25 protein-coding genes are annotated in these 23,129 nt (G+C 70.9%); 21 read left to right on the top strand and 4 right to left on the bottom strand.

What is annotated here, in order from left to right; all coding sequences use genetic code 11:
- The first annotated feature begins 30 nt into the window (after positions 1–30).
- The 6 genes from glyS (at position 31) to Q9R47_RS13265 (ending at position 5,799) form a co-directional block, all read left to right on the top strand.
- Complete coding sequence (glyS, locus tag Q9R47_RS13290) at positions 31–2,157, top strand: glycine--tRNA ligase subunit beta (protein WP_311233675.1); 2,127 nt, start codon at positions 31–33, stop codon at positions 2,155–2,157.
- Between the two features lie 49 nt (positions 2,158–2,206).
- Positions 2,207–2,884, top strand: coding sequence for a hypothetical protein (locus tag Q9R47_RS13285; protein WP_311233674.1), 678 nt, complete (start codon positions 2,207–2,209; stop codon positions 2,882–2,884).
- An 8-nt stretch (positions 2,885–2,892) separates the two neighbouring features.
- Positions 2,893–3,453 (top strand): D-glycero-beta-D-manno-heptose 1,7-bisphosphate 7-phosphatase, encoded by a 561-nt coding sequence (gmhB, locus tag Q9R47_RS13280; protein ID WP_311233673.1) that lies wholly within the window; start codon positions 2,893–2,895, stop codon positions 3,451–3,453.
- Between the two features lie 111 nt (positions 3,454–3,564).
- The gene (locus Q9R47_RS13275; protein WP_311233672.1) at positions 3,565–4,320 is read left to right on the top strand and encodes a lysophospholipid acyltransferase family protein; all 756 of its coding nucleotides are present in this window, start codon (positions 3,565–3,567) and stop codon (positions 4,318–4,320) included.
- Complete coding sequence (locus Q9R47_RS13270; protein WP_311233671.1) at positions 4,320–5,291, top strand: SprT family zinc-dependent metalloprotease; 972 nt, start codon at positions 4,320–4,322, stop codon at positions 5,289–5,291. The genes Q9R47_RS13275 and Q9R47_RS13270 overlap by 1 nt, the downstream gene beginning before the upstream one ends.
- 61 nt (positions 5,292–5,352) lie before the next feature.
- Entirely contained in the window at positions 5,353–5,799 is a 447-nt protein-coding gene (locus tag Q9R47_RS13265; RefSeq protein WP_404977141.1) for a rhodanese-like domain-containing protein, read from the top strand.
- A gap of 107 nt (positions 5,800–5,906) precedes the next feature.
- Here Q9R47_RS13265 and lysM read toward each other — a convergent pair whose 3' ends face one another.
- Complete coding sequence (lysM, locus tag Q9R47_RS13260) at positions 5,907–6,422, bottom strand: peptidoglycan-binding protein LysM (protein WP_311233670.1); 516 nt, start codon at positions 6,420–6,422, stop codon at positions 5,907–5,909.
- A 188-nt stretch (positions 6,423–6,610) separates the two neighbouring features.
- Between lysM and Q9R47_RS13255 the strand changes: the two genes are divergently transcribed.
- Entirely contained in the window at positions 6,611–7,381 is a 771-nt protein-coding gene (locus Q9R47_RS13255; RefSeq protein ID WP_311233669.1) for a type III pantothenate kinase, read from the top strand.
- Positions 7,382–7,405: 24 nt separating this feature from the next.
- On the opposite strand, the gene Q9R47_RS13250 is transcribed toward Q9R47_RS13255, so the two are convergent.
- Positions 7,406–8,185: a hypothetical protein gene (locus tag Q9R47_RS13250; RefSeq protein WP_311233773.1), complete on the bottom strand. Its 780-nt coding sequence runs from the start codon at positions 8,183–8,185 to the stop codon at positions 7,406–7,408.
- Between the two features lie 34 nt (positions 8,186–8,219).
- On the bottom strand, positions 8,220–8,885 hold the full coding sequence (locus Q9R47_RS13245) for a TetR/AcrR family transcriptional regulator (protein WP_311233668.1): 666 nt from the start codon (positions 8,883–8,885) through the stop codon (positions 8,220–8,222).
- Between the two features lie 305 nt (positions 8,886–9,190).
- Here Q9R47_RS13245 and rfbB point away from each other — a divergent pair, with 305 nt between their 5' ends.
- From rfbB to rfbC, 4 genes are read left to right on the top strand one after another with little or no spacing between them, the layout of a single operon-like run.
- Complete coding sequence (gene rfbB, locus Q9R47_RS13240) at positions 9,191–10,273, top strand: dTDP-glucose 4,6-dehydratase (protein WP_311233667.1); 1,083 nt, start codon at positions 9,191–9,193, stop codon at positions 10,271–10,273.
- Positions 10,270–11,160 (top strand): dTDP-4-dehydrorhamnose reductase, encoded by an 891-nt coding sequence (rfbD, locus tag Q9R47_RS13235; RefSeq protein WP_311233666.1) that lies wholly within the window; start codon positions 10,270–10,272, stop codon positions 11,158–11,160. Before rfbB ends, rfbD begins: the two co-directional genes overlap by 4 nt.
- 25 nt (positions 11,161–11,185) lie before the next feature.
- Complete coding sequence (gene rfbA, locus Q9R47_RS13230) at positions 11,186–12,061, top strand: glucose-1-phosphate thymidylyltransferase RfbA (protein ID WP_311233665.1); 876 nt, start codon at positions 11,186–11,188, stop codon at positions 12,059–12,061.
- Between the two features lie 36 nt (positions 12,062–12,097).
- Positions 12,098–12,643, top strand: coding sequence for a dTDP-4-dehydrorhamnose 3,5-epimerase (gene rfbC / locus Q9R47_RS13225; protein WP_311233664.1), 546 nt, complete (start codon positions 12,098–12,100; stop codon positions 12,641–12,643).
- Positions 12,644–12,665: 22 nt separating this feature from the next.
- Here the strand turns inward: rfbC and Q9R47_RS13220 are convergent, their stop codons facing one another.
- The gene (locus Q9R47_RS13220) at positions 12,666–14,558 is read right to left on the bottom strand and encodes a hypothetical protein (RefSeq protein WP_311233663.1); all 1,893 of its coding nucleotides are present in this window, start codon (positions 14,556–14,558) and stop codon (positions 12,666–12,668) included.
- 151 nt (positions 14,559–14,709) lie between these two features.
- Here Q9R47_RS13220 and gspE point away from each other — a divergent pair, with 151 nt between their 5' ends.
- The 10 genes from gspE to Q9R47_RS13170 are packed head-to-tail and all read left to right on the top strand — an operon-like array spanning position 14,710 to position 23,117.
- Positions 14,710–16,449 carry a type II secretion system ATPase GspE gene (gene gspE, locus Q9R47_RS13215; RefSeq protein WP_311233662.1) on the top strand — a complete coding sequence of 580 codons (1,740 nt, stop codon included), beginning with the start codon at positions 14,710–14,712 and terminating at the stop codon, positions 16,447–16,449.
- Positions 16,442–17,734 (top strand): type II secretion system F family protein, encoded by a 1,293-nt coding sequence (locus Q9R47_RS13210; protein WP_311233661.1) that lies wholly within the window; start codon positions 16,442–16,444, stop codon positions 17,732–17,734. The genes gspE and Q9R47_RS13210 overlap by 8 nt, the downstream gene beginning before the upstream one ends.
- 28 nt (positions 17,735–17,762) lie before the next feature.
- Positions 17,763–18,218 carry a type II secretion system major pseudopilin GspG gene (gene gspG, locus Q9R47_RS13205; protein WP_311233660.1) on the top strand — a complete coding sequence of 152 codons (456 nt, stop codon included), beginning with the start codon at positions 17,763–17,765 and terminating at the stop codon, positions 18,216–18,218.
- A gap of 26 nt (positions 18,219–18,244) precedes the next feature.
- On the top strand, positions 18,245–18,691 hold the full coding sequence (locus Q9R47_RS13200) for a GspH/FimT family pseudopilin (protein ID WP_311233659.1): 447 nt from the start codon (positions 18,245–18,247) through the stop codon (positions 18,689–18,691).
- Complete coding sequence (locus Q9R47_RS13195; RefSeq protein WP_311233658.1) at positions 18,688–19,095, top strand: prepilin-type N-terminal cleavage/methylation domain-containing protein; 408 nt, start codon at positions 18,688–18,690, stop codon at positions 19,093–19,095. The genes Q9R47_RS13200 and Q9R47_RS13195 overlap by 4 nt, the downstream gene beginning before the upstream one ends.
- Complete coding sequence (locus Q9R47_RS13190) at positions 19,095–19,766, top strand: prepilin-type N-terminal cleavage/methylation domain-containing protein (protein WP_311233657.1); 672 nt, start codon at positions 19,095–19,097, stop codon at positions 19,764–19,766. Before Q9R47_RS13195 ends, Q9R47_RS13190 begins: the two co-directional genes overlap by 1 nt.
- A complete protein-coding gene (locus tag Q9R47_RS13185) occupies positions 19,763–20,626 on the top strand; it encodes a type II secretion system protein GspK (RefSeq protein WP_311233656.1) in 864 nt (287 codons plus the stop codon). Before Q9R47_RS13190 ends, Q9R47_RS13185 begins: the two co-directional genes overlap by 4 nt.
- A 6-nt stretch (positions 20,627–20,632) precedes the next feature.
- Positions 20,633–21,946 carry a PilN domain-containing protein gene (locus tag Q9R47_RS13180; RefSeq protein WP_311233655.1) on the top strand — a complete coding sequence of 438 codons (1,314 nt, stop codon included), beginning with the start codon at positions 20,633–20,635 and terminating at the stop codon, positions 21,944–21,946.
- Positions 21,943–22,503: a type II secretion system protein GspM gene (gene gspM, locus Q9R47_RS13175; RefSeq protein WP_311233654.1), complete on the top strand. Its 561-nt coding sequence runs from the start codon at positions 21,943–21,945 to the stop codon at positions 22,501–22,503. The genes Q9R47_RS13180 and gspM overlap by 4 nt, the downstream gene beginning before the upstream one ends.
- Complete coding sequence (locus Q9R47_RS13170; RefSeq protein WP_311233653.1) at positions 22,500–23,117, top strand: hypothetical protein; 618 nt, start codon at positions 22,500–22,502, stop codon at positions 23,115–23,117. The genes gspM and Q9R47_RS13170 overlap by 4 nt, the downstream gene beginning before the upstream one ends.
- Positions 23,118–23,129 lie beyond the last annotated feature (12 nt).

The following is a 23,129-nucleotide window of genomic DNA, read 5'->3' as shown; positions in this document are numbered from 1 at the left end:
CGGGCCCTGCGGACCGAGAGACACACCACCATGACCCATCCGAACCTTCTCGTCGAACTGTTCGTCGAAGAGCTGCCCCCGAAAGCCCTGCAGAAGCTCGGCGACGCCTTCGCCCAGGTACTGCTGGCGCAGCTGCAGGCCCAGGGCCTCGCCTCCGCCGCCTCGCGCCTGACGGCCTATGCCTCGCCGCGGCGCCTGGCCGCCCACATCACCGAAGTCGCGCCGCAGGCGGCCGACAAGGCCGTCTCGCAGAAGCTCATGCCCGTCACGGTGGGCCTGGACGCCTCCGGCAACGCCACGCCCGCGCTGCTCAAGAAGCTCGCCGCCCTGGGCGCCGACGCTTCCGCCGTGGCCGGCCTGCGCCGCGCACCCGACGGCAAGGCCGAGGCGCTGTTCCTCGACAGCACCGCGCGCGGCGCCACGCTGTCCGAGGGGCTGCAGAAGGCGCTGCAGGAATCCGTCGCCAGGCTGCCCATCCCCAAGGTGATGCGCTACCAGCTCGAATCGGGCTGCGAGCAGCCGGGCTGGACGAGCGTGAGCTTCGTGCGGCCCGCGCACGGCCTCGTGGCGCTGCACGGCACCGAGGTGCTGCTGTCCGTCTCGGTGCTGGGCCTCACGGCCGGCAATGCCACCCACGGCCACCGCTTCGAGGCGGCCGTGGACCCGGTGGTGCTGCGCAGCGCCGACAGCTATGCCGGGCAGCTGGCCGAAGAGGGCGCCGTGATCGCCGGCTTCGCCGAGCGCCGCGCCGAGATCGTCCGCCAGCTGCAGGCCGCCGCCGCGCAGGTGGGTGGCGGCGTGCACCCCATCCAGGACGATGCGCTGCTCGACGAGGTGACCGCCCTGGTCGAACGCCCGAACGTGCTCGTCTGCGAATTCGAGAAGGAATTTCTCGAAGTGCCGCAGGAATGCCTCATCCTCACGATGAAGGCCAACCAGAAATACTTCCCGCTGCTCGACGCCGAAGGCCGGCTCACGCACCGCTTCCTGGTGGTGAGCAACATCCGCCCGGATGACGCGAGCGCCGTGGTCGGCGGCAACGAGCGCGTGGTGCGCCCGCGCCTGGCCGACGCCAAGTTCTTCTTCGACCAGGACCGCAAGAAGACGCTCGAATCCCGCGTCGCCTCGCTCGCCAAGGTGGTCTACCACAACCAGCTCGGCACCCAGGGCGAGCGCGTGGACCGCGTGCGCGCCATCGCCCGTGCCATCGCGCAGCAGATCGGCGACGTGGAGCTGGCCCGCCACGCCGACCAGGCGGCGCAGCTGGCCAAGGCCGACCTCGTGACCGACATGGTGGGCGAATTCCCCGAACTGCAGGGCACCATGGGCCGCTACTACGCCCAGGCCGATGGCCTGCCCGCGGCCGTGGCCGATGCCATCGAAGACCACTACAAGCCGCGCTTCGCGGGCGACACGCTGCCGCGCGGCGACGTGGGCGTGGTGGTGGCGCTGGCCGACAAGCTCGAAACCCTGGTGGGCATGTTCGGCATCGGCAACCTGCCCACGGGCGACCGCGATCCGTTCGCGCTGCGCCGCCATGCGCTGGGCGTGATCCGCATGCTGGTCGAGAAGGAACTTCCGCTCGATCTGGAAACCCTGCTGCACAGCGCGCTGCCCGCCTTCGGCGACAAGATCCAGGACGCCACCGCGCCGCTGGCCGACTTCATCTACGACCGCCTGGCCGGCAGCCTGCGCGAGCAGGGCTACAGCGCCCAGGAAGTCGATGCCGTGCTGGCCCTGCGCCCGCAGCGCCTGGCCCTGGTCGGCAAGCAGCTCGCCGCCGTGCGCGCGTTCGCCGCGCTGCCCGAGGCCCCGGCGCTCGCCGCGGCCAACAAGCGCGTCACCAACATCCTCAAGAAGGCCGGCGACGTGGATGCGCACGTCAACCCCGAGCTGCTGCGCGAGCAGGCCGAAAAGGACCTGTACGCCGCGCTGCAGCGCTTCGTGCCCGAGGCCGACGCGCTCTATGACCGCGGCGACTACACGGGCAGCCTGCAGACGCTGGCCGTGCTGCGCGCGCCGGTGGATGCGTTCTTCGACGACGTGATGGTCAATGCCGAGGAACTGGACCTGCGCCTCAACCGCCAGGGCCTGCTGCAGAGCCTGCACGTGGCGATGAACCGCGTGGCCGACCTCTCGCGCCTGGCCGTCGCCTGAGCGCACGGCGGCGTTCCCCGCGCAGAGCGAGCGACCACGGACTCCGGCCATGCCTCCCACCGCCGCCCCGGACGGGGCCACCCGCACCGCGTGGTGGCTGTTCGCGCCGCCCGCGGCGGTCGTGGGCCTGCGCTGGCTGCTGGAGTGGCACGCCGACCGCTGGCCCGGTCCCGCCGTGTGGCCGCTCGCGCCCTTCGACGGCACCCGCGACCCGGCATGGGCGCTCACCGCCTTCGGTGCCGGTGCGGCCGTCCTGGCCGCCACCGGCTGGCTGCTGCGCCGCGCGGCGCGCCACTGGGGCCGCCCGGCCGCACGCCGCATCGCCCTGGGGCTGTGGGTGCTGGCCTGCGCCGCCGGCGCCATGGCGCTCGCCCTGCGCCACTGGGACGCCCGCCTGCTGCAGCCGCTGCCCGAGGCCCGCGTGACCGTCGCCGGCACGCGTCCCCAGCCGGCCAGCCTGCGCGGGCCCGGAGGCACCCAGGTGGTGCTGCGCTGGGCGGCCGGTGAAGGCGCCCGAGGCGGCGCGGGGCAGGGCGGGGGGGCCGACGCGCCGCCGCCGCTGCTGCTGCGGCAGGCGACGCTACCGCCGGACGCCGCCGCAGGCTGGCAGCCGGGCCAGGCACTGCGCCTGCAGTGGGCGCGGGGCCGCTTCGGCGGCCTCTATGCCACGGGCTGGAGCGCCACCGTGCCCGCCGGCCCCGGCGGCACGGCGCCGCATCTTCCATAATCGCGCGCATGAAACTCGCCATCCTCGACCGCGACGGCACGCTGAACGCTCCCGGCGAGGGCTTCATTTCCTCGCCCGACGAATGGGTGCCCGTGCCGGGTGCCCTTGAAGCCGTGGCGCGCCTCAGCCATGCGGGCTGGCACCTGGCCGTGGCCACCAACCAGCCGGGCCTGGGACGCGGCCTGTTCGACGTGCTCGCGCTCAATGCCATCCATGCGCGCATGCACCGGATGCTCGCCGCCGCGGGCGGGCGCATCGAGGCCATCTTCTACTGTCCGCACGCCCCCGACGAGGGCTGCGCCTGCCGCAAGCCCGCACCGGGGCTGATGGAGCAGATCCGCGAACGCTACGGCGTGGAGGGCGGCGACGTGGTCGTGGTGGGCAGCTGCCCCGAGCACCTGCAGGCCGGTGCGGCCATCGGCGCGCGCCTGCATGCCGTGGGCGTGCACGGAGCGGGTGCCGGCGCGACCGGCGCCTGGCCGCCGGGCACGCTGCACCATGCGGGCCTCGCGGCCTTCGCGGACCACGTCCTGGCCGCCCCCGCGAAGCCGCCGTCCGGCGGAGGCTGACGCACGCGCCGGGCCGATGCCCGGCCTTCCTTCCACCACCCCGCGGCTCCGGGCGCTTCCGGCCCGCGGCCCGACACTCCCGGCATCCCTCCTTCCCTCACTCCGCATCGCATGGCCTTCATCCGCTCCGTTCTCCATCTGCTCTGGATGGCCCTCACCGTGGTCCCCTACACCCTCGCCATCCTCGTGGTCCGGCTGTTCGGTGCGCCCACGCACGTGCGCTACCGCATCGCGCGCGCCTGGCTCAAGCTCAGCACCGACGCGGCCCGCGTCATCATGGGCATCCGCACCCGCATCACCGGCATGGAGCACCTGCCGCGGGACCCGGGTCAGGGCGTGGTGCTGCTGGTGAAGCACCAGTCCACCTACGAGACCTTCCTGATGCCGGCGATCATGCCGCGCCCCCTGGCCTACGTGTTCAAGAAGGAGCTGTTGCAGATCCCGTTCTTCGGCTGGTCCATCGGCAGCCTGGACATGATCCACATCGACCGCACCCAGCGCGCGCGCGCCTTCGTGAAGGTGCTGCAGCAGGGCCGCGCCCTCCTGGCCCGGGGCACCTGGGTCATCATGTTCCCCGAGGGCACCCGCACGGCCCGCGGCGAGAAAGGCGAGTACAAGAGCGGCGGAACCCGGCTCGCGATCGAGGCCGGCGTGCCCGTGGTGCCGGTGGCCGTCACTTCGGCCAAGGTCTGGCCGCGCAAGGCCTTCGTCAAGCGGCCCGGCACGGTGGACGTGTCCATCGGCCGCCCGATTCCCTCCGCCGGGCGCAAGCCCGATGAACTGATGGCCGAGGTCGAGGCCTGGATCGAGGCCGAGATGCGCCGCCTCGATCCCGAAGCCTACGGAGCCGCCCGCACGGAGCCGTGATGCAGCGGCTGGTGCAGCTCGCGCTGGACTTCTTCGGTGGCGGCGGCGTGCCGTCCGGGCCCGCGGAGCCACAGGCACCACGTGCGCCTTTCGCCGCGCCGCCCGCGGCTCCGCAGGGCGGGCCCGCGCCGGCCCGTCCCGGAAGCCGCAGCGCCGGGCCGGACATGCGGACGCCGGCGCCGGCGCCGGCGCCGGCGCCGGACGCGCGGCCCGTCCCCGTCGAATTCCGCCATCCCGCCGCGAGCCGCGAAGTGGTGCTGGGCGATGCGCTCGTCGCCTATGCGCTGCAGCGCTCGCGGCGGCGCACCATCGGCTTCACGGTCGGGCCGGACGGGCTCGCGGTGCGTGCGCCCGGCTGGGTGTCGTTGGCGAACGTGGATGCCGCCGTGCGCGAGAAATCCGCCTGGATCCTGCGCAAGCTCGGGGAAGCGCGCGAGCGCCAGCGCCGCCAGGAGGATGCGCAGATCGATTGGGGCGACGGTGCCGTGCTGCCCTACCTCGGCGAGCCGCTCACCGTGGTGCTGGACCCGACGCACGGCTTCCGCGGGCAGGGCGGGGCACTGGTGCCGGGGCCGGACGGCGGGCGCTGCCTGCACGTCGGACTGCCGCGCGCGGCCACCCCCGCGCAGGTGCGGGATGCCGTGCAGGCCTGGCTGATGCGCGACGCGCGCCGCCACTTCACCGCCCGGCTGGACCATTTCGCGCCGCTGCTGGGCGTGCAGTGGCGCACCCTGCGGCTGTCGAGCGCCCAGACGCGCTGGGGCAGCGCACGCGCCGACGGCTCCATTCGCCTCAACTGGCGGCTGCTGCACTACCGGCCGGCCGTCATCGACTACGTCGTCGCGCACGAACTCTCCCACCTGCGCCACATGGACCACAGCCCCCGCTTCTGGGACACGGTGGCCACCGTCATGCCGGACTATGCCGCGCTGCGCGACCGGCTGCGCGACGAGCCCGCTCCCCGGTGGTGATCCGGTGCTGATGCAGGCGTGGCGCCGCAGGGCCTCGACCTGCCCCGCGGTCTGGAACAGAATGCGGGCCATGACCGCTTCGAATGCTTCTCCGTCCTCTTCCGCCGCCATCCCTGCCGAAGGCTATGCAGGCGACGTGTCGCCGCAGCTCGCCTGGGAATGGGTGCAGGGCGGCCGCGCCGTGCTCGTGGACGTGCGCACCGATGCCGAACGCGACTGGGTCGGCTTCGTGCCGGGCGCCGTGGCCATTCCCTGGAAGACCTATCCCGGCATGGCCGTGAACCCCGGTTTCGACGACGCCCTGCGCGCCGCCGTCCCCGAGGGCGGACAGGCCGTGCTGCTGTGCCGCAGCGGGGTGCGTTCGGTGGCGGCCGCGCGGCGCGCCACCGAGCTGGGCATCACGGCCTACAACATCCTCGAAGGCTTCGAGGGCGATGCGGATGCGGACGGGCACCGCAACCGCACGGGCGGCTGGCGGTTCCGCGGGCTACCCTGGCGGCAGGGCTGAGGGAGCACCGGGGTCCCGCGCCACGCCGCCCTTGCCCACCGGGAACAAGGGGAAGCAAGGGAAGGGCGGGGCGCGACCGCCTTCCGGTCAGGCACCGTCCGTCGCGATCACAGCGGAGGAATGCGCAGCTTCTGGCCCGGATAGATCTTGTCCGGATGCGTCAGCATGGGCTGGTTGGCCTCGAAGATGCGGGGGTACTTGTTGGCGTCGCCGTAGTACTTCTTGGCGATGGCCGAGAGCGTGTCGCCGCGCACCACGTCGTGGTACTGCGCTTCGGGCTCGGCGTTCTGCACGGTCATCTGGTTGTCCACGCTCGTCACGCCCGAGACGTTGCCGCAGCACAGCGTGACCTTCTCCTTGGCCGCCTGGGACGGTGCCTCGCCCTGCACGGTCACCTTGCCCTCGGGGCCGGCGAATGCCACCTTGACGTTGCCGACGCCCAGGTTCTGCGACGCGATGTACGTCTCGATCGCCTTGCCGGCCGTGGCGTTGAGCTGGTCCTGGCTCGGTGCGGCGGGGGCCGCTGGCGCGGCGGCGGCGGGCGCCGGTGCGGGCGCGGCATGCGCGTCCTTGCCTCCGAACAATTTTTCCCCGGCTTCCTTCACGAAGCTGAAAAGTCCCATGTCATGGCTCCTTGTTGTGGTGTGGAAAACGACCGGCCAGGGCCGGCGCGAACCACTGTAGCGCTTCCGTCCGCGCGCGCGGTGTCGGACGGCGGCCCGATCCCGGTGCGGGCGGGCGCCGCACCGCATGTCTCCACGGCGTCCGCCCCCGGGCCGGCTGGCCGGTAAAACTCGTGATAATCCGTCGCATGACTTTTCTGGCCATCGACGTCGGCAACACCCGCCTCAAGTGGGCGATGTACGACGCTCCCAAGCCAGGCGCCGCCGTCCTGGCCCATGGCGCCGAATTCCTCGACCACATCGAGCGCCTCGCGGACAGCGCCTGGGCCGGGTTGCCGGCGCCCACGCACATGCTGGGCTGCGTGGTGGCGGGGGACGCCGTGCGGCGGCGCGTGATGGAGCAGATGGAGTGGTGGGACGTGCCGGCCCACTGGGTCGTCCCCTCCACGCAGGAGGCCGGCCTCGTCAACGGCTACGACCACCCGACCCGCCTGGGTTCCGACCGCTGGGTGGCGATGATCGGCGCGCGCCACCGGCTGCTGCGCCAGGGCGCCGCGCGCCCGCTGGTGGTGGTGATGGTCGGCACGGCCGTGACGGTCGAGGCGATCGATGCCGAAGGGCGCTTCCTCGGCGGCCTCATCCTGCCGGGGCACGGCATCATGCTGCGCGCGCTGGAGTCGGGCACGGCGGGGCTGCACGTGCCCACCGGCGAGGTCACGCCCTTTCCCACCAACACCAGCGATGCGCTCACGAGCGGCGGCACCTATGCCATCGCCGGGGCCGTGGAGCGCATGGTGCAGCACGTCGCCGCGCACTGCGGCGAAGAGCCTGCCTGCATGATGACCGGCGGCGCGGGCTGGAAGATGGCGCCCAGCATGACGCGCCCGTTCGACCTGATCGAGAACCTGATCTTCGAAGGCCTCCTCGCCATCGCCGAGGAGCGCTTCGGCGGCAGCTGACACGCCACGCCGCCGGGCCGTGGCCTAGGCGCCGTCGTCGAGTTCCATGCGCGCCAGCTCCACGGCCAGGCGCTCCGCCGCATCCGCCGCGTCGGCGTGCGCCGCCTGTTCGTAGAGTTCGGTCGCGCGCGCGGCATGCGCCGCGCCTCCGAGCATGAGCAGTGCGTTGGCGTGCTCGATGCGGCCGATCACCGAATGCGGGTGCAGCGCGAACGACTCGTCGAACAGCCGCAGGCTGTCCTCGCGGCGCGCGCCGTGGGTGATGCTGCCCACCATCTCCCCCACCTTGTCGATCACCTCGGCATGGAACACCGCCAGCGCCAGTCTCGCATCGGCGTGCCGCGCATTCAAGGCGATGGTGCGGTCCAGCCCCGCGCGCACCTGGCCGGTGAGCCCCTGCGCGAGCGCCCGGGCCACGCTGATGCCCTGGGCATAGCGCCCGAGCGCATAGGCGTGCCAGAACCAGGCGTTCGGATTGTCGGGTTCGGCAGCCGCCTGCTGCCGGGCGCATTCGGCCGCCTGGCTGAAGAGTTCCAGCCGCCGTGCCTCGCTCGGCTCCAGGTAGGTCGCATAGACGATCGTCGCCTTGTTCGCCACGGTGATGCCCGCGCCACCGGCCGCCATGCCGGCGCGCGCGGCCTCCGCGAAGCGGCCGCCGTGGAACAGCGCCCAGGCCTCCAGCACGGCGGGGTCGTGCGGCAAGGGCTCCGCGTCCCCCTGGTGCAGGCGTTCCCAGCGGCGCGCGACGTCGCCGGCCGTGAAGGCGTAGTCCTGGGCGTACGGGAAAGGCGTCCAGGATTCCATGGTGTGCGTCTTCGTATTCATGCGGGATCCGTGTTCATGCGGCGTCGGCCGGGGCGTGGCTCTCGCCCAGCGCCTGCAGCTGGGCCCGCTGGCCGCCGCAGAGGTAGGGATGCAGCAGGCCCAGCACCTGCTGCACGCCGCGCAGCAGTGCGGCCTGGGCGTTGTCCGGCTCCAGGGCATGCCGCGGATCGCGCACGTACTCGAAGCTCAGCCAGTAGGTCACCGCCATCATGCAATGCTCGGCCACCGTGGGGAGGTCGCCCGCCGGAATGCGCAGCGCGCCCGAGCGCTCCATGCCGCACAGCATGGTGCGCACGGCGCGGGATTTGCGGGCCAGCAGCGGGCCGAAATGCGTCTCCACGTGCCGGTTGCGCGACAGCAGATCGTTCAGGTCCCGGTAGAGGAAGCGGTAATGCCAGATGCGCTCCAGCACCGAATGCAGCAGTGCCCGCGCGTCGTCCACGTCGCGCACGTCCGCGGCCGCGTCCAGCAGTTCGGACATCTCCGCCTCGTAGCGCGCATAGAGCGCGGTGACGAGCTCATCCTTGGCGGGGTAGTGGTAGTAGAGGTTTCCGGGGCTGATGCGCAGCTCCGCCGAGATGGCCGTGGTCGATACATTGGGCTCTCCGAAGCGGTTGAACAGCTCCAGCGTTGTCTCCAGGATGCGCTCCGCTGTGCGGCGCGGCGCTTTTTTTGCCATCTCTGCCTCCCTTGTACCGTGGGCGGAATTTGTTTGTTCTCGCGCCGGAACGCCTGCCTGGCGCGGCTCCGGTCGCTGCGGTTTCCCCACTCCGTCGACCCACTCTAACCTGCCGGCGCCGCCACGGCTTTTTGCAGTGCACCATGCGGGGTCTTCACGGCTTACGCGGCGCGGCCCGGAGCGCGTAATTCCAGAGCGCCGGCCTTCGCGCCGCGGTGCTCGGCAGTGCGCCTGGTGACGGTGACGGGTGGCGCGATGGGATAATCCCGCGCTTCGCTGCAAGGCGTCTACTCGAAATCGATCCCATGATTCTGGTCACTGGCGGCGCGGGCTTCATCGGCGCCAACTTCGTCCTCGACTGGCTGGCGGGCTGCGACGAGCCCGTCCTCAACCTCGACAAGCTCACCTACGCGGGCAATCTGCAGAACCTCGAGTCCCTGCAGGGCGATGCGCGCCACGTCTTCGTGCAGGGCGACATCGGCGACCGCGATCTCGCCGGGCGCCTGCTGGCGGAGCACCGTCCCCGTGCCGTCGTGAACTTCGCGGCCGAATCGCACGTGGACCGCTCCATCCACGGCCCCGAAGACTTCATCCAGACCAACGTGGTGGGCACCTTCCGCCTGCTCGAAGCCGTGCGGCAGCACTGGCAGTCGCTGCCCGAGGGCGAGCGCGCCGCGTTCCGCTTCCTGCACGTGTCCACCGACGAGGTCTACGGAACGCTCGGCGCCCAGGACCCGGCCTTCGCCGAAACCCATGCGTTCGAACCCAACAGCCCGTACTCCGCCAGCAAGGCCGCGAGCGACCACCTCGTGCGCGCCTGGCACCACACCTACGGCCTGCCGGTGCTCACCACCAACTGCAGCAACAACTACGGGCCGTTCCACTTCCCCGAGAAGCTCATCCCCCTGATGATCGTGAACGCGCTGGCCGGCAAGCCGCTGCCCGTCTACGGCGACGGCATGCAGATCCGCGACTGGCTCTACGTGCGCGACCACTGCAGCGCGATCCGGCGCGTGCTGGAGGCCGGCCGGCCCGGCGAGACCTACAACGTGGGCGGCTGGAACGAGAAGCCCAACATCGAGATCGTGCAGACCATCTGCGCCCTGCTGGACGAGCTGCGCCCGCGCGCGGACGGCCAGCGGTACGCCGCCCAGATCGCCTACGTGCAGGATCGCCCGGGCCACGACCGCCGCTATGCGATCGATGCGCGCAAGATCGAGCGCGAACTCGGCTGGAAGCCCGCGGAAACCTTCGAGACCGGCATCCGCAAGACGGTGGAGTGGTATCTCGCCCATGCCGACTGGGTGGGCGCCGTGACCAGCGGCGCCTACCGCGACTGGATCGACCGCCAGTACCGCACGCCCGCCGCGGAGGCTGCCGCCGCATGAACATCCTTCTCTTCGGCAAGGGCGGGCAGGTCGGCTGGGAACTGCAGCGCAGCCTGTCCGTGCTGGGCACGGTGACGGCCCTGGATTTCGACAGCACGGAGCACTGTGGAGACTTCTCCCGGCCGCAGTCCGTCGCGGACACCGTGCGCGCCCTGCGGCCCGACGTCATCGTGAACGCCGCCGCCCACACCGCGGTGGACAAGGCCGAGAGCGAGCCGGAATTCGCGCGCACCCTCAACGCCACCACGCCGGGCCTGCTGGCCGAAGAGGCCGCCCGCCTGGGGGCCCTGCTGGTGCACTACAGCACCGACTACGTGTTCGACGGCAGCGGCACCCGCCCCTGGGTGGAGACCGACGCGCCCGCGCCCCTGTCCGTCTATGGCCGCACCAAGCTCGAAGGCGAGCAGCGCATCCAGGCGAGCGGCGCGCGCCACCTCATCCTGCGCACCAGCTGGGTGTACGCCGCGCGCGGCGGCAATTTCGCCAAGACCATGCTGCGCCTCGCGCAGGAGCGCGATCGCCTGACCGTCATCGACGACCAGTGGGGCGCCCCGACGGGCGCCGACCTGCTCGCCGACGCCACGGCCCATGCGGTCCGCCACCTGCAGCGGCGGCCCGAAGACGCCGGCCTCTACCACCTGGTGGCCGCCGGCGAAACGAACTGGCATGCCTACGCGCGCTGCGTGATCGAGCAGGCGCAGCGCCTCCGGCCCGAGTTGAAAATCACCGCGCGCGAAGTCGCGGCGGTGCCGACCAGCGCCTTCCCCACGCCCGCCGTGCGTCCGCACAATTCGCGGCTCGACACCCGCAGGTTCCAGAGCACCTTCGGCCTCGCGCTGCCGCACTGGCAGGACGGCATCGCCCGCATGCTCGCGGAAATCCTCTGAGACGTTCACCCATTTGCACAGCACCATGACCGCACGCAAGGGCATCATCCTCGCCGGAGGCTCGGGCACGCGCCTGCACCCCGCCACGCTCGCCATCAGCAAGCAATTGCTGCCGGTGTACGACAAGCCGATGATCTACTACCCGCTGAGCACCCTCATGCTCGCCGGCATCCGCGACATCCTCGTCATCAGCACCCCGCAGGACACGCCGCGCTTCGAGCAGCTGCTGGGCGACGGCAGCCAATGGGGCATCCGCCTGCGCTATGCCGTGCAGCCCAGCCCCGACGGCCTGGCGCAGGCCTTCCTCATCGGCGAGAAGTTCCTGGACGGCAGCCCGAGCGCACTCGTGCTCGGCGACAACATCTTCCACGGGCACGATTTCGAGGACCTGCTGCGCAGCGCGATGGCGCGGGAGGAGGGCGCGAGCGTGTTCGCCTACCACGTGCACGATCCCGAGCGCTACGGCGTGGCCGAGTTCGACAAGAGCGGCAAAGTGCTCTCCATCGAGGAAAAGCCGAAGGCACCCAAATCGAGCTATGCCGTCACGGGCCTGTATTTCTACGACCGGCACGTGGTCGAGCGTGCCGCCGGCCTCAAGCCGTCCGCGCGCGGCGAACTGGAGATCACCGACCTGAACCGCGTCTACCTCGAGCGCGAAGCGCTGCACGTCGAGATCATGGGGCGCGGCTACGCCTGGCTCGATACCGGCACCCACGAGAGCCTGCTCGAAGCCGGGCAGTTCATCGCCACGCTGGAGCACCGCCAGGGGCTGAAGATCGCCTGCCCGGAAGAGATCGCCTGGCGGCACGGGCTCATCGACGACGACCAGCTCCGGCGGCTCGCCACGCCGCTGGCCAAGAGCGGCTACGGCGCCTACCTGCTCCGCCTGCTGGGCGGCTGAAATACGCCGTCGGCCCATCTCGCGACCCACCGCACCATGAACGCCATCCCCACCCGCATCCCCGACGTCGTCGTCATCGAGCCCAAGGTCTTCGGCGACGCCCGCGGCTTCTTCTTCGAGAGCTTCAACCAGCGTGCCTTCGAAGAGGCCACCGGCAGCCGCCACGCCTTCGTGCAGGACAACCACAGCCGCAGCGCGCGCGGCGTGCTGCGCGGCCTGCACTACCAGATCCGGCAGCCGCAGGGCAAACTCGTGCGCGTCGTGCGCGGCACCGTCTTCGACGTCGCGGTGGACCTGCGCCGCAGCTCCCCCACCTTCGGCCAGTGGGTGGGCGAGGAACTGAGCGAGGACAACCAGCGCCAGCTGTGGGTGCCTCCGGGCTTCGGCCACGGCTTCGTCGTGCTGAGCGAGAGCGCCGACTTCCTCTACAAGACCACCGACTACTACGCGCCCGAGCACGAGCGCAGCATCGCCTGGAACGATCCCGACCTCGCCATCGACTGGCGCTATGGCGGCGAGCCCAGCCTGTCCGCGAAGGACCGGCAGGGCGTGGCGCTGCGCGAGGCCGAAGTGTTCGACTGAGCCAGGCCGGTACCGGCGCGCCTCAGCGCGGGGCGGGCTGCTGCAGGGTCTCCTGCGTGGCCCGGTAGAGGCGGTCCGAGGCGAACAGGGCGTTGTCCGGGTCGAACGAGAAGATGTTGTGCCCGCGGGGCACCAGCCGGCCGTGCCAGCGCGGCTCCAGGAAGAACGACAGGAAGTCCGCGCCGTGGCCGGCATGCTCGCGCAGCACCGAGCCCATCGCGGCCGCGTCCAGCGCCTTGAGGGGATGGAACTCCGTCACCCCGTAGCGCGCCGGGCCGCGCCGGGCCAGCCAGTCGGAATACGAATGCCCGTAGGTCGGCTCGCCGTACAGGCTCACTCCCAGGCGGATCCCGCCGAGTGGGCGCAATGACGACTGGATCGCGAACTTGTTCTCGTCCCAGCTCGGGTTGGAGAACGGGACGATCTGGTGCGTGTACCTCGGCACGGCGGACAGGCACGACCGGGCGACCACGCCGTCGAAGTACCGCAGATAGTCGACCACCTGCCGTGCGCGGAAGGCGTGCCACAGCGGCACCAGGGGGTTGTAGTAGTACGACGAGGACGGCAGGGGGAAATCCACGTGGGCCTGCACCGAGGCATCGGGCGTTGAAGCGGGCAGGGGCTTCTGGGGCAACAGCCGCGGCGTGCTCTGCGCGCGGTCCATGACCGCGATGTCGCGCGTACCCAGCGGGGTCAGCTGGCCGGGCCGGCGTTCCAGGAAGATGTCCAGCCGGTGGATGCCGGGCGGAAGGCGGCGGAAGTCCAGGTCCAGCCGCCAGCCGGTGTTCGCGTCGCCGAATTCGGGCTTGGCCGCCAGCACGTCCTGCCGGCCCCAGTGGACGGTGGTCTGCCCGGCGAACTCGCCATTGCGGTACACCTGCACGCGGGCGGGGCGGTCCGGGCGCTGGCCGGGCACGTACGCCCATCCCGAGATAGGCAGCGTTCCGTGCGCGAACGCGTCGATATGCTCCGTGAACCTGCGCAGGGGCTCGGTCCGGATGTCGCGCGAGGGCGGGTCCACCGCGCCGAACGACGCGTAGTCGGCGCCCACCGCGCGGTTGAGGCGGTCCACGCTGCCGAACTCGGTCTGCAGGTAGCGCCGGAAGCCCTCGACGGACGCGCGGCTGTAGTCGGTGATGCGGTAGGCGCCGTCGAAGCCCATGCCCGCCTGGAAGTTGGGAAACAGGTGGTGGAGTTCACCCAGCAGCGTGACGCCGCGGATCTTGGCGCGGTCCTGCGGTCCGAGCCGGCATGCCGCGTCCAGCACGGCGCCGATCGCCTGCGTCCTGCGCCGGGTCAGGCCGTTGCCGGTGGTGGCGAACGACCAGTTGAACACCTTCGAGTCGTAGTAGTCGTCCATGCCGAGCGGGCCGTCCCGCGTCTGGGCCATGTTCGACGGGTCCGCCGCCAGCGCGGTCTCGATGGGCGCCTGGGACGAGAAGTGCGTCGAGAACAGATAGAGGATGGCCGGGCGCGGTGAATCCCGGAGCGTCCGCACCAGGCGGTTCACGATCTCCGTGTCGATCTTCCATTCCCCGCCCGCCTCCTGCCGAAACAGCTTCAGCAGCGGTACGGGCAGCGTGTAGCCGAGTTCCACCGGGGTGCCCGCCGCCGCGGCAGGCTGCAGCGGCTGCAGCGTGGACTCCACCAGCGCCGCCGCCGAACCCTGGGCGCCGCTGCACTGCGCCTGCAGGTCTTCGAAACCGGGCAGGGCCGGCGTGGCCCAGATGCAGGGCTCCTGGATGCCGATCATGGGAGCGAGCAGCATGCGCTCCGGGTGCGATGGCGGCTGTGCAGGCACCAGAACGCGCCACATCCGCACTCCCGCCATGCCCGCGACGATCACGCCCGCCGCCGACAGGGCCACCGCGGCATGCAGGAGAGTGGGGCGGAAGGAAGCGTTCTGTGGAGGCATTCGAAGGGTCGGCAGGTCGCGGGCCCTGCGACTGTACGTCACTGGCCGCCCGTGCCGGCGGTGCGGACCGGAAGGCTACACTTAAGGGATTCGCGCCCGGCTTCCATGCCTCGGGGCGCCTGCCCGCGAGCAGGGCTTTTCCAGCATCTCCATGACGACCACCATCCTTCCCGAACGTACCGAACCGACCGCCGACGAGGTCGCCGTGCAGCGTCCGCTGATCGGCGACCTGCTGGTGCAGTCGGGCAAGCTCAGCGCGCGCGACCTCGAGCGTGCGCTGTCGGCGCAGCAGGAAATGGGCGGGCTGCTGGGCCGCGTGCTGGTGCGGCTGGGGCTCGTGTCCGAATCGGACGTGCTCCAGGCGCTGTCCCGGCAGATGGACATCCCGATCATCGCCGCGGCCGATTTCCCGAGCCTCATGCCCGAAGTGGAAGGCATGCTGCCGGAGTTCCTGCAGGCGAACCACGTCTATCCGCTGTCGGCGGACGACGGCCGCCTGCGCGTGGCGATGGCCGTTCCCCAGGATGCCTTCGTCGTCAAGGCGCTGCACCTCGCGACGGGCATGGCCATCGTGCCGCACCTCGCGCTCGAAAGCGACATCGAAAAGGCCCTGGCCGAACCGCAGGAGCAGGGCGGCGACGAGGCGGACGGCGACGATGGCTTCGGCGACGGTGCCGACGGCGGCGATTTCGTCGAGCACCTGAAGGACCTCGCCAGCGAGGCGCCGGTCATCCGCCTGGTGAACGCCATCATCGGCCGAGTGATCGATCTGCGCGCCTCGGATATCCACCTGGAGCCGTTCGACGACGGCCTGCACGTGCGCTACCGGGTGGACGGCGTGATCCAGATGGGCGAGCTGGTGCCGCCGCGCCTGAGCGCGGCCGTGAATTCGCGCGTCAAGCTGCTCGCCCACCTCGACATCGCCGAGCGGCGGCTGCCGCAGGACGGGCGCATCAAGACGCGCGTCAAAGGGCGTGAACTCGACCTGCGGGTCTCCACCGTGCCCACCGTGCACGGCGAGAGCGTCGTCATGCGGGTGCTGGACCGCGCGAGCGTGCGCCTGCAACTGGAGACCATGGGCTTCGAGAAGGACACGCTCGAGCGCTTCAACATGCTGCTCGCCAAGCCGCACGGCATCCTGCTGGTCACCGGGCCCACGGGCTCCGGCAAGACGACCACGCTGTACGCGGCGCTGTCCAAGATCGATGCGGAATCCAACAAGATCATCACCGTGGAAGACCCGGTGGAGTACCAGCTGGAAGGCATCAACCAGATCCAGGTCCATCCGCAGATCAACCTGACCTTCGCCAACGCGCTGCGCTCCATCCTGCGGCAGGATCCGGACATCATCATGATCGGCGAAATGCGGGACGGCGAGACCGCGCAGATCGCCGTGCAGTCCGCGCTCACCGGCCACCTGGTGCTCTCCACGCTGCACACCAACACCGCCGCGGGCGCCGTGATCCGGATGAAGGACATGGGCGTCGAGGGCTACCTGATCACCTCGTCCGTCAACGGCGTGCTGGCCCAGCGGCTGGTGCGCTCGCTCTGCGGCCACTGCAAGGAGCCCTACGAACCCGGCGACGAGGTGCGGCGCAGCACCGGCCTGGGGCGGTTCAGCAGCTTCGGCCAGGCGATCTACCGCGCCGTCGGCTGCGAGCATTGCCGCGGCTCGGGCTACCGCGGGCGCACGGGCATCCACGAACTCTTCGTGCTCGACGAGCCCATGCGCCGCGCGATCATCGACGGCAAGGACGCCAATGCCCTCAACGCGCTCGCGGCGCAGGGCGGCATGCTCAACCTCTACGAGGACGGCCTGCGCAAGGTCGCGGCCGGCGTGACCTCGCTGGACGAACTCGGCCGCGTGACGCAGGACCAGGGCGATGCCTGATTACGCCTGGCGCGCCGTCGCCGCATCCGGCAAGGTCGTCGAGGGCCGGCAGACCGCGCCGAGCGAGGCGCAGGTGCTCAAGCAATTGCGCGACCAGGGCCTCACGCCCCTGGGCATCAGCGATGCCGCGGGAGCGCCTCCGGTTGCCGCGGCCCCCGCGCGCGGCGCGGGCAGCGTGGGCAAAGGCGCCGCGGCACCGGCTGCTGCCGCCGGCGTCGTCCCCGCGCCCCGCGGACGCGGCAGCAAGGGCCCGGTCAAGCAGGCGGACGTGCTCGCGCTCACCACGGAACTCTCCATCATGCTGCGCGCCGGCCTGGCGCTCGACAACGCCCTGCGGGTGCTCATCGACATGAGCCACAAGCCCAGCATGGCCGCGCTGCTGCAGGGCGTGCTCGACGCCGTGAAGGGCGGCACGCCGCTCAGCCGGGCGCTCGCGCAGCACCGGGACCTGTTCGGCGACTTCTATATCAACATGATCCGCTCCGGCGAGGCGAGCGGCCAGATGTCCGCCGTGCTCGAGCGCCTCGTCGCCCACATGGAGCGCCAGCGGGCCCTGCGCGACAGCGTCATCTCGGCCACCATCTACCCGGCGATCCTGCTGGGCGTGGCGGTGCTGTCGCTGATCGCCATGCTCGGTTTCGTCGTGCCGCAGTTCGAGAAGCTCTTCACCGACATGGGCGACGCGCTGCCCCTGCCCACGCAACTGGTGATGGGCCTGGGCCACGCCTTCACGCGCTACGGCCTCTTCATCGGCATCGTGGTGCTCGGGCTGGGGCTGCTCGTGCGGCGCTGGGCCCGGTCCCCGGCAGGGCGCCTCTGGTGGCAGTCGCGCCTGCTGAAGATGCCCCTCGTGGGGCCGCTCGCGCTCAAGTACCAGCTGACGCTGTTCTCGCGCTCCCTGGGCACGCTGCTCGGCAACGGGGTGCCGATGCTCACGGCCCTGCACATCGCCACCGAGACGGTGAACAACACCCTGCTCCAGCAGGCACTCTCCAAAGTGGCGCCCATCGTGAAGGAGGGCGGCAAGGTGGTCCAGGCCATCACGGCCACCGGCATCTTCGAGCCCATCGCGGTCAACCTGATCCGGGTGGGCGAGGAAACCGGGCGCATCGGCCAGATGATGCTGGAGTTGTCCAACATATTGAACCGGGAGGTGGAAACCGGTATCAAACGCCTGCTCACGCTGGTCGAGCCTGTGCTCATCCTCGTGCTGGGCGTGCTGATCGCCGCCATCATCGTCTCCATCCTCCTCGGGATCCTGTCCATCAATGACCTCGCCGTATAATTTTCGTTTGTCCAAGGAACCCTCTTCCATGGCGCACCTTCCTGCCCGCCGCCTTCCCGGCACGTCCATGCAACGCAAATCCTCCCGCGGTTTCACGCTGATCGAACTGCTGGTCGTGCTGGCCATCCTGACGCTGCTGGCCGGCCTGGTCGGTCCCCGCGTGCTGGGCCAGCTCGGCGGCGCCAAGGCCAAGACGGCCGGCGTGCAGATCGCCGACCTGGACAAATCCCTCGAACTCTTCAAGCTCGACGTGGGCCGCTACCCCACCACGGAAGAAGGCCTGGAGGCGCTGGTCAAGCGTCCCGGCTCCGTGAACGGCTGGGCCGGTCCCTACCTCAAGGGCGGCGTGCCGTCCGACCCCTGGGGCCACCCCTACCGCTACACCAGCCCCGGCCCGAACGGCGGCATCGAGATCCTGTCGCTGGGCTCCGACGGTGCGCCCGGCGGCGAGGGCGAGGCTGCGGACATCCGCAACAAGCCCTGATCCTTCCGGTCTCCTGCGGTTCTGCCATGCGGCGCGAGCGCGGCTTCACGCTGGTTGAATTGCTGGTCGTCTTCGCCATCATGGCGCTCGTGGTGGGCCTCGCGCCCGTCGCCTTCGAGCGCCTGCGCGAAGCGGCGGCCTACCGCGATGCCGTCCGCACCATCTCCAGCCAGATGCGCTCCGCCCGTTTCACGGCGATGGCCGAAGGGCGAGAGGTCCGCTTCTCGGTGGACCTGCGCAACCGCGCCTACGGCGTGGGCGCCGCGATGAAACCGCTCCCCCCGCCGCTGGAACTGCGCGCCATCGTCGCGAGCACGGAAATGGACCCGCAAAGCCGCGCCTCCATCCGCTTCCTGCCCAGCGGCGGCGCCACGGGCGGCAGCATCGAGATCCTGCGCGCACCCGGCGTGGGCACCCGGCTGCGGGTGGACTGGCTCTCCGGCCGGGTCACGCAAGAGGCGCTCACCCGATGAGCCCGCGCAGGCCACGTGGCCAGCGGGGCCTCACCCTGCTGGAGCTGCTGGTGGCGTTCGCCATCATGGCGCTGTCGCTGGGCATGCTCTACCGCGCCATGGGCGGCTCCGCCCGCAGCGTGGCCGACGTGGACCGCTACCAGCGCGCCGTCGTGCTGGCCCAGTCCCTCCTGTCCCTGCGCGACGCCGTGCCCGAACAGGGCTGGAACCAGTCCGGCGAGTCCGGCGGCTACCAATGGCAGATCGCCAGCGCCCCCTTCGCCACCGACGTGAAGGGGCCGAACATTCCTCCGCTGCACGAGGTGAACATCCTGATCACCTGGTCGGACGGAACGCGCACCCGCAGTTTCGAAGTCAGCACCCTGCGCCCCCAGCGCAGGCCGCCGGAAGCGGGGCGCAGCTGATGGCACGCGCATCCCGTGCCCGGCCCGCCGCGGCAGGCTTCACCCTGGTGGAGCTGCTGGTCGTGATCTCGCTGCTGTCGCTCGTCATGCTGGCCATGGGCTCCGCCCTGCGCACCACCGCGCAGACGGAAGAGCGCGTGGACGCCCGGCTGCGCAAGGTGGACGAGCTGCGCGTGGCGGACAACTTCCTGCGCTCGGTGCTGGGCCGCGTCTCCCTGCGCAAGCGCCTGGGCACGATCGCGATCGACGAGAGCCCGTACTACTTCCTGGGCCGGCCGCAGGAAATGGTGTGGCTCGGTGTGATGCCGGCGCGCTACGGCGCGGGCGGCCGCTACCTGTTCCATCTCGGCCTGGAGGACGCGACGGGCGGACAGGCCCTGGTGCTGCGTTATCTGCCCTTCACGCAGGATGGGGGTTCGCCGGACTGGAGCAGGGCGGAGAGCTACGTGCTCGTGCCCGCCGTCACCGGCTTCGAGATCCGCTTCGAGGATGCGGTCCCGGAACCTCCGCAGTGGGGTGCGCCCTGGACGCTGACCGACCGGCTGCCGCAGCGTGTCTCCTTCCAGATCCGCAGCGCCACGGACGTGTGGCCCGACATCGTCGTGCCGATGCGCACATTGCCAGGCAGCGACTCGTCCATGGGCGGCGCGGTGTTCGGAGGCAGCCAATGAGATCCGCCCTGGCGCACCCCCGTGCCGGCCGCCCGGCGCGCGGCATGGTCCTGATCGCCGTCCTCTGGATCGTGGCGTCCCTCGCCATCATCGTTACTGGAGTTACCCGCACCATCCGGGAGGAAGCGCGCATGATGGCGCTCGCCCGGCAGGACGTCCAGGCGCAGGCCCTGGGCGACGCCGCCATCCAGGTGGCGCTGCAGACCATCGTCGCCAACAACACGCCCATCAACCACATGCTGCAATCCGAGATCCAGTACCGGGGTGTCGTCATGCAGGTCCGGGCCATGCCGCTGAACGGCCTCATCGACATCAACAGCGCCTCGGTGCCGCTGCTTACGAAGGCCTATGCGGTGGCGGGCGGGCTGCCAGCGGCCCAGGCGGAAGCGCTGGCGCAGGCGACCGTGCAGTTGCGCGAGCAGCGGGGGCCTACCGGCCTGCAGGAGCGCTTCGAGGCCGAGGAGGACCTGCTCAAGGTGCCGGGTATCAGTTACGACCTCTATGCTAGACTTTTCCCCTTCGTCACGGCCGACCTGCGGGGTCGGGGGCTGGTGAATCCCCTGGCCGCTCCCGTCGAAGTGCTGACGATACTGGCGGGCGGAAACGCCGCGGCCGCATCGGCCATCGCTGCCAAGCGCGATGCGGGCGAACCCGGTGTGGACATGACCGCGCTCGACGGGGCGTTCCTCGACAGCTCCGCGGTACGGCGCATCCGCATGGAGGCCCGCGTGCCCATGGCGGACGGCATCTGGATGCGCGTGTCGCGCAGCGTCGATTTGACCGCACGCTCGCGCGATGGAGCGCCGTGGTATTCCTTCCGAACCGGATCCAGCGTGGAGCCGGTGGTCCGCAATCCCTGAAAAGCGATGCCCTCTCTTTCTTCCGAAGCCCGTTTCCTGGGCGTCGACCTGCGCGTGCTCTGGCATGAAATCCGCCAGCCGTGGCTGCGCATGCACGACTGGCCCGTCTTCGCATGGCTGACCCCGGCGGCGCCGGTGCGCGTGCTCCATCCAGACGGACGGCAGAGCCTCTGGCTGGGGGACGGCCGCGAAGGCGACCTCGCCGGCAAGGCCAGGCCGCCCTTCGCCGCGGTGGAGCTGCCCGAAGACCTCGTGCTGCGGCGTTCCATGCCGCTTCCGCCCATGGGAGCCGCCGACGTCGCCAATGCGTCCGCGCTCGAGGCGCGTTCGGTGAGCCCGTTCCCGGCGGACGATCTGGCCTGGGGACATCGCCCGCACTGGCAGGCCCATGGCGGCGCGCGGGTGGATCTGGTGCTGTCGTCGCGCCGGCAGATCGCGCAGTACCTTGCGACGCGCGCCGACGCCCTGGCCGGCGTGGAGCCGGAGATCTGGGTGCGCACCGGCGACGGCATGCCCGTCGTCCTGGAAGGATACGGCGAGGGCCTGCGCCGGGTCCATGCGGCGCGCTGGCGCCGTACGGGCTACGCGCTGATGTGCCTCATCGCACTGCTGCTGCTGGCCATCGCGATCACCCCCACCCTGCAATTGCGCGAGCGCGCCCTGGAGGCTGCGCAGGCCTACGGCGAGGCGGCGCAACGCACGGCCCCGGTCGTGCGCCAGCGTGAATTGCTCATGCAGTCGGCGGACAAGCTGACGCAGCTGTCCGAGCTGGTGTCGAACCGCATCGAACCGCTCAAGGTGCTGGACCGGCTTACGCAACTGCTGCCCGACGACACGTCCCTGCAGAGCTTCCGTCTGCAGGGCGTGAAGGTCACCATTGCAGGCCTGACGAACAACTCCTCGGCGCTGATGCAGTTGCTGGGCAACGAAGCGGGTTTCAAGGAAGTCCGGGCACCCTCTGCCGCGACGCGCATGGGAAACACCGGCAAGGAATCGTTCTCGATCGAGTTCATGCTCGACCCCCACGTATATGGCGCGCCGGTGAGCCCGCCGGCCCCGGTGGCCGTTGCCTCCGCCCCTTCGGCGCCCGCCGCAGGCGGCCCTGCAGCTGCGCCCGCAGCACCCGCTTCGGGCACGGCGGCTTCCCCGGGTGCCGCAGCCGTGGCGGCGCCTGCCGCGCCTCCCGGTGGAGGCGCCACGTTCGGAGGGGGCGCCACGTTCGGCGGCGGGGCCACCTTCGGAGGTACCCCCACCCGCCCTGCAGTTCCTGCATCCGGCAGCGCCTCTGCCCCTTCCGTGCCGGGAGCGCGTAAACCATGAAAAGCATGACCCCACGCGAGCGAACGGTCCTCGCCGCCACGTTGCTTCTGGCCCTTGTGCCTCTGGCCCTCGGGGGCTGGTACATCGCCCAACGGCACGCGTATGCAGAACAGCGGCTGGAAGAGCTGGAGCCCCGCTACGCCCGCCTCCTGGGCCTGGAAGCCCAGAAGGCCGACATCGATGCCGCGCTGGCGCGTGCCGGCGAGGCCCGCGCGCAATACATCTATCCTGCGGGCCAGGATGCCAGCCAGACCGGAAACACCGCGCAGCAGAAGATCCGCGACATCCTCGGGGTCGCTGGCCTGCAGGTCAGCAGCAGCCAGGTGCTGCCCGCGAAGGAAGACAAGGGTTTCGACCGCATTCCCCTGAGCGTTCGTGCCGAAGGCGACATGCTGGCGGTGCAGAGCGCGCTGGCGGTGCTGGGCAGCCAGATGCCGCTGCTGCTCCTCGACGATCTGGACATCCAGGTGATCGGAGCCTTCGGCAACCTGGACCCGAAGGCCGTACCCCGCCTGTCGGTGGCCTTCGGCCTGAGCATCCTGCGGGAGCGGTCATGAAGCGGTACGCGTTGCACATCCTGCTCTTCGTGAACGCCGCGCTGGCGCTGGTGCTGCTGTGGATGTGGATTGGCACGGACGGCACCGTGCGCAACGTGCACTGGCAACCGCCGGAGCCCCGCCGTTCGGACGTCGACGGCCTGCTGCCCGGGCTGCCCACCGTCGGTTCCGCGGATACCAGCAGGTTCGTCGCCATGCTGGACCGCCCGGTCTTCTCCTCCACCCGCCGGCCGCCGCCGCCGCCGCCCCCTCCGCCCGCCAGCGCCCCGCCGCCGCCGCCGGACAACCTGGCCACGGCCACCATCTCGGGCGTCTACGCAGGCGGAGGGCAGGGCGGCATCATCATGTTCATCGCCGGCAAGCAGCGGCGCCTGCGCATGAACGACAACGTCGAAGGCTGGGTGCTGAGCTCCATCCAGGACCGTGTCGTCTCCTTCACCCGCGGTGGCGAGACGCGCACGTTGCTGTTGCCGCGGGCTGCGGTCACCGTCTACTCGGGCGCACCGCTGCCTTCGTCGGCGGCGGGCCAGCGGGCGATGCCCCAGCTTCCGGGAGGTGCCGCAGCGCCGCCGTCTCCTCCGCCCCGCGCCGTTTTCGGTGGAAGCCGGTCCTGAATTCCAAGCGCG

The organism is Acidovorax sp. PRC11 (assembly GCF_031844105.1).
Classification (GTDB): domain Bacteria; phylum Pseudomonadota; class Gammaproteobacteria; order Burkholderiales; family Burkholderiaceae_C; genus Paracidovorax.
Note: the sequence above shows the minus strand (reverse complement) of the source record. Positions and strands in the feature narration are given on the sequence as shown.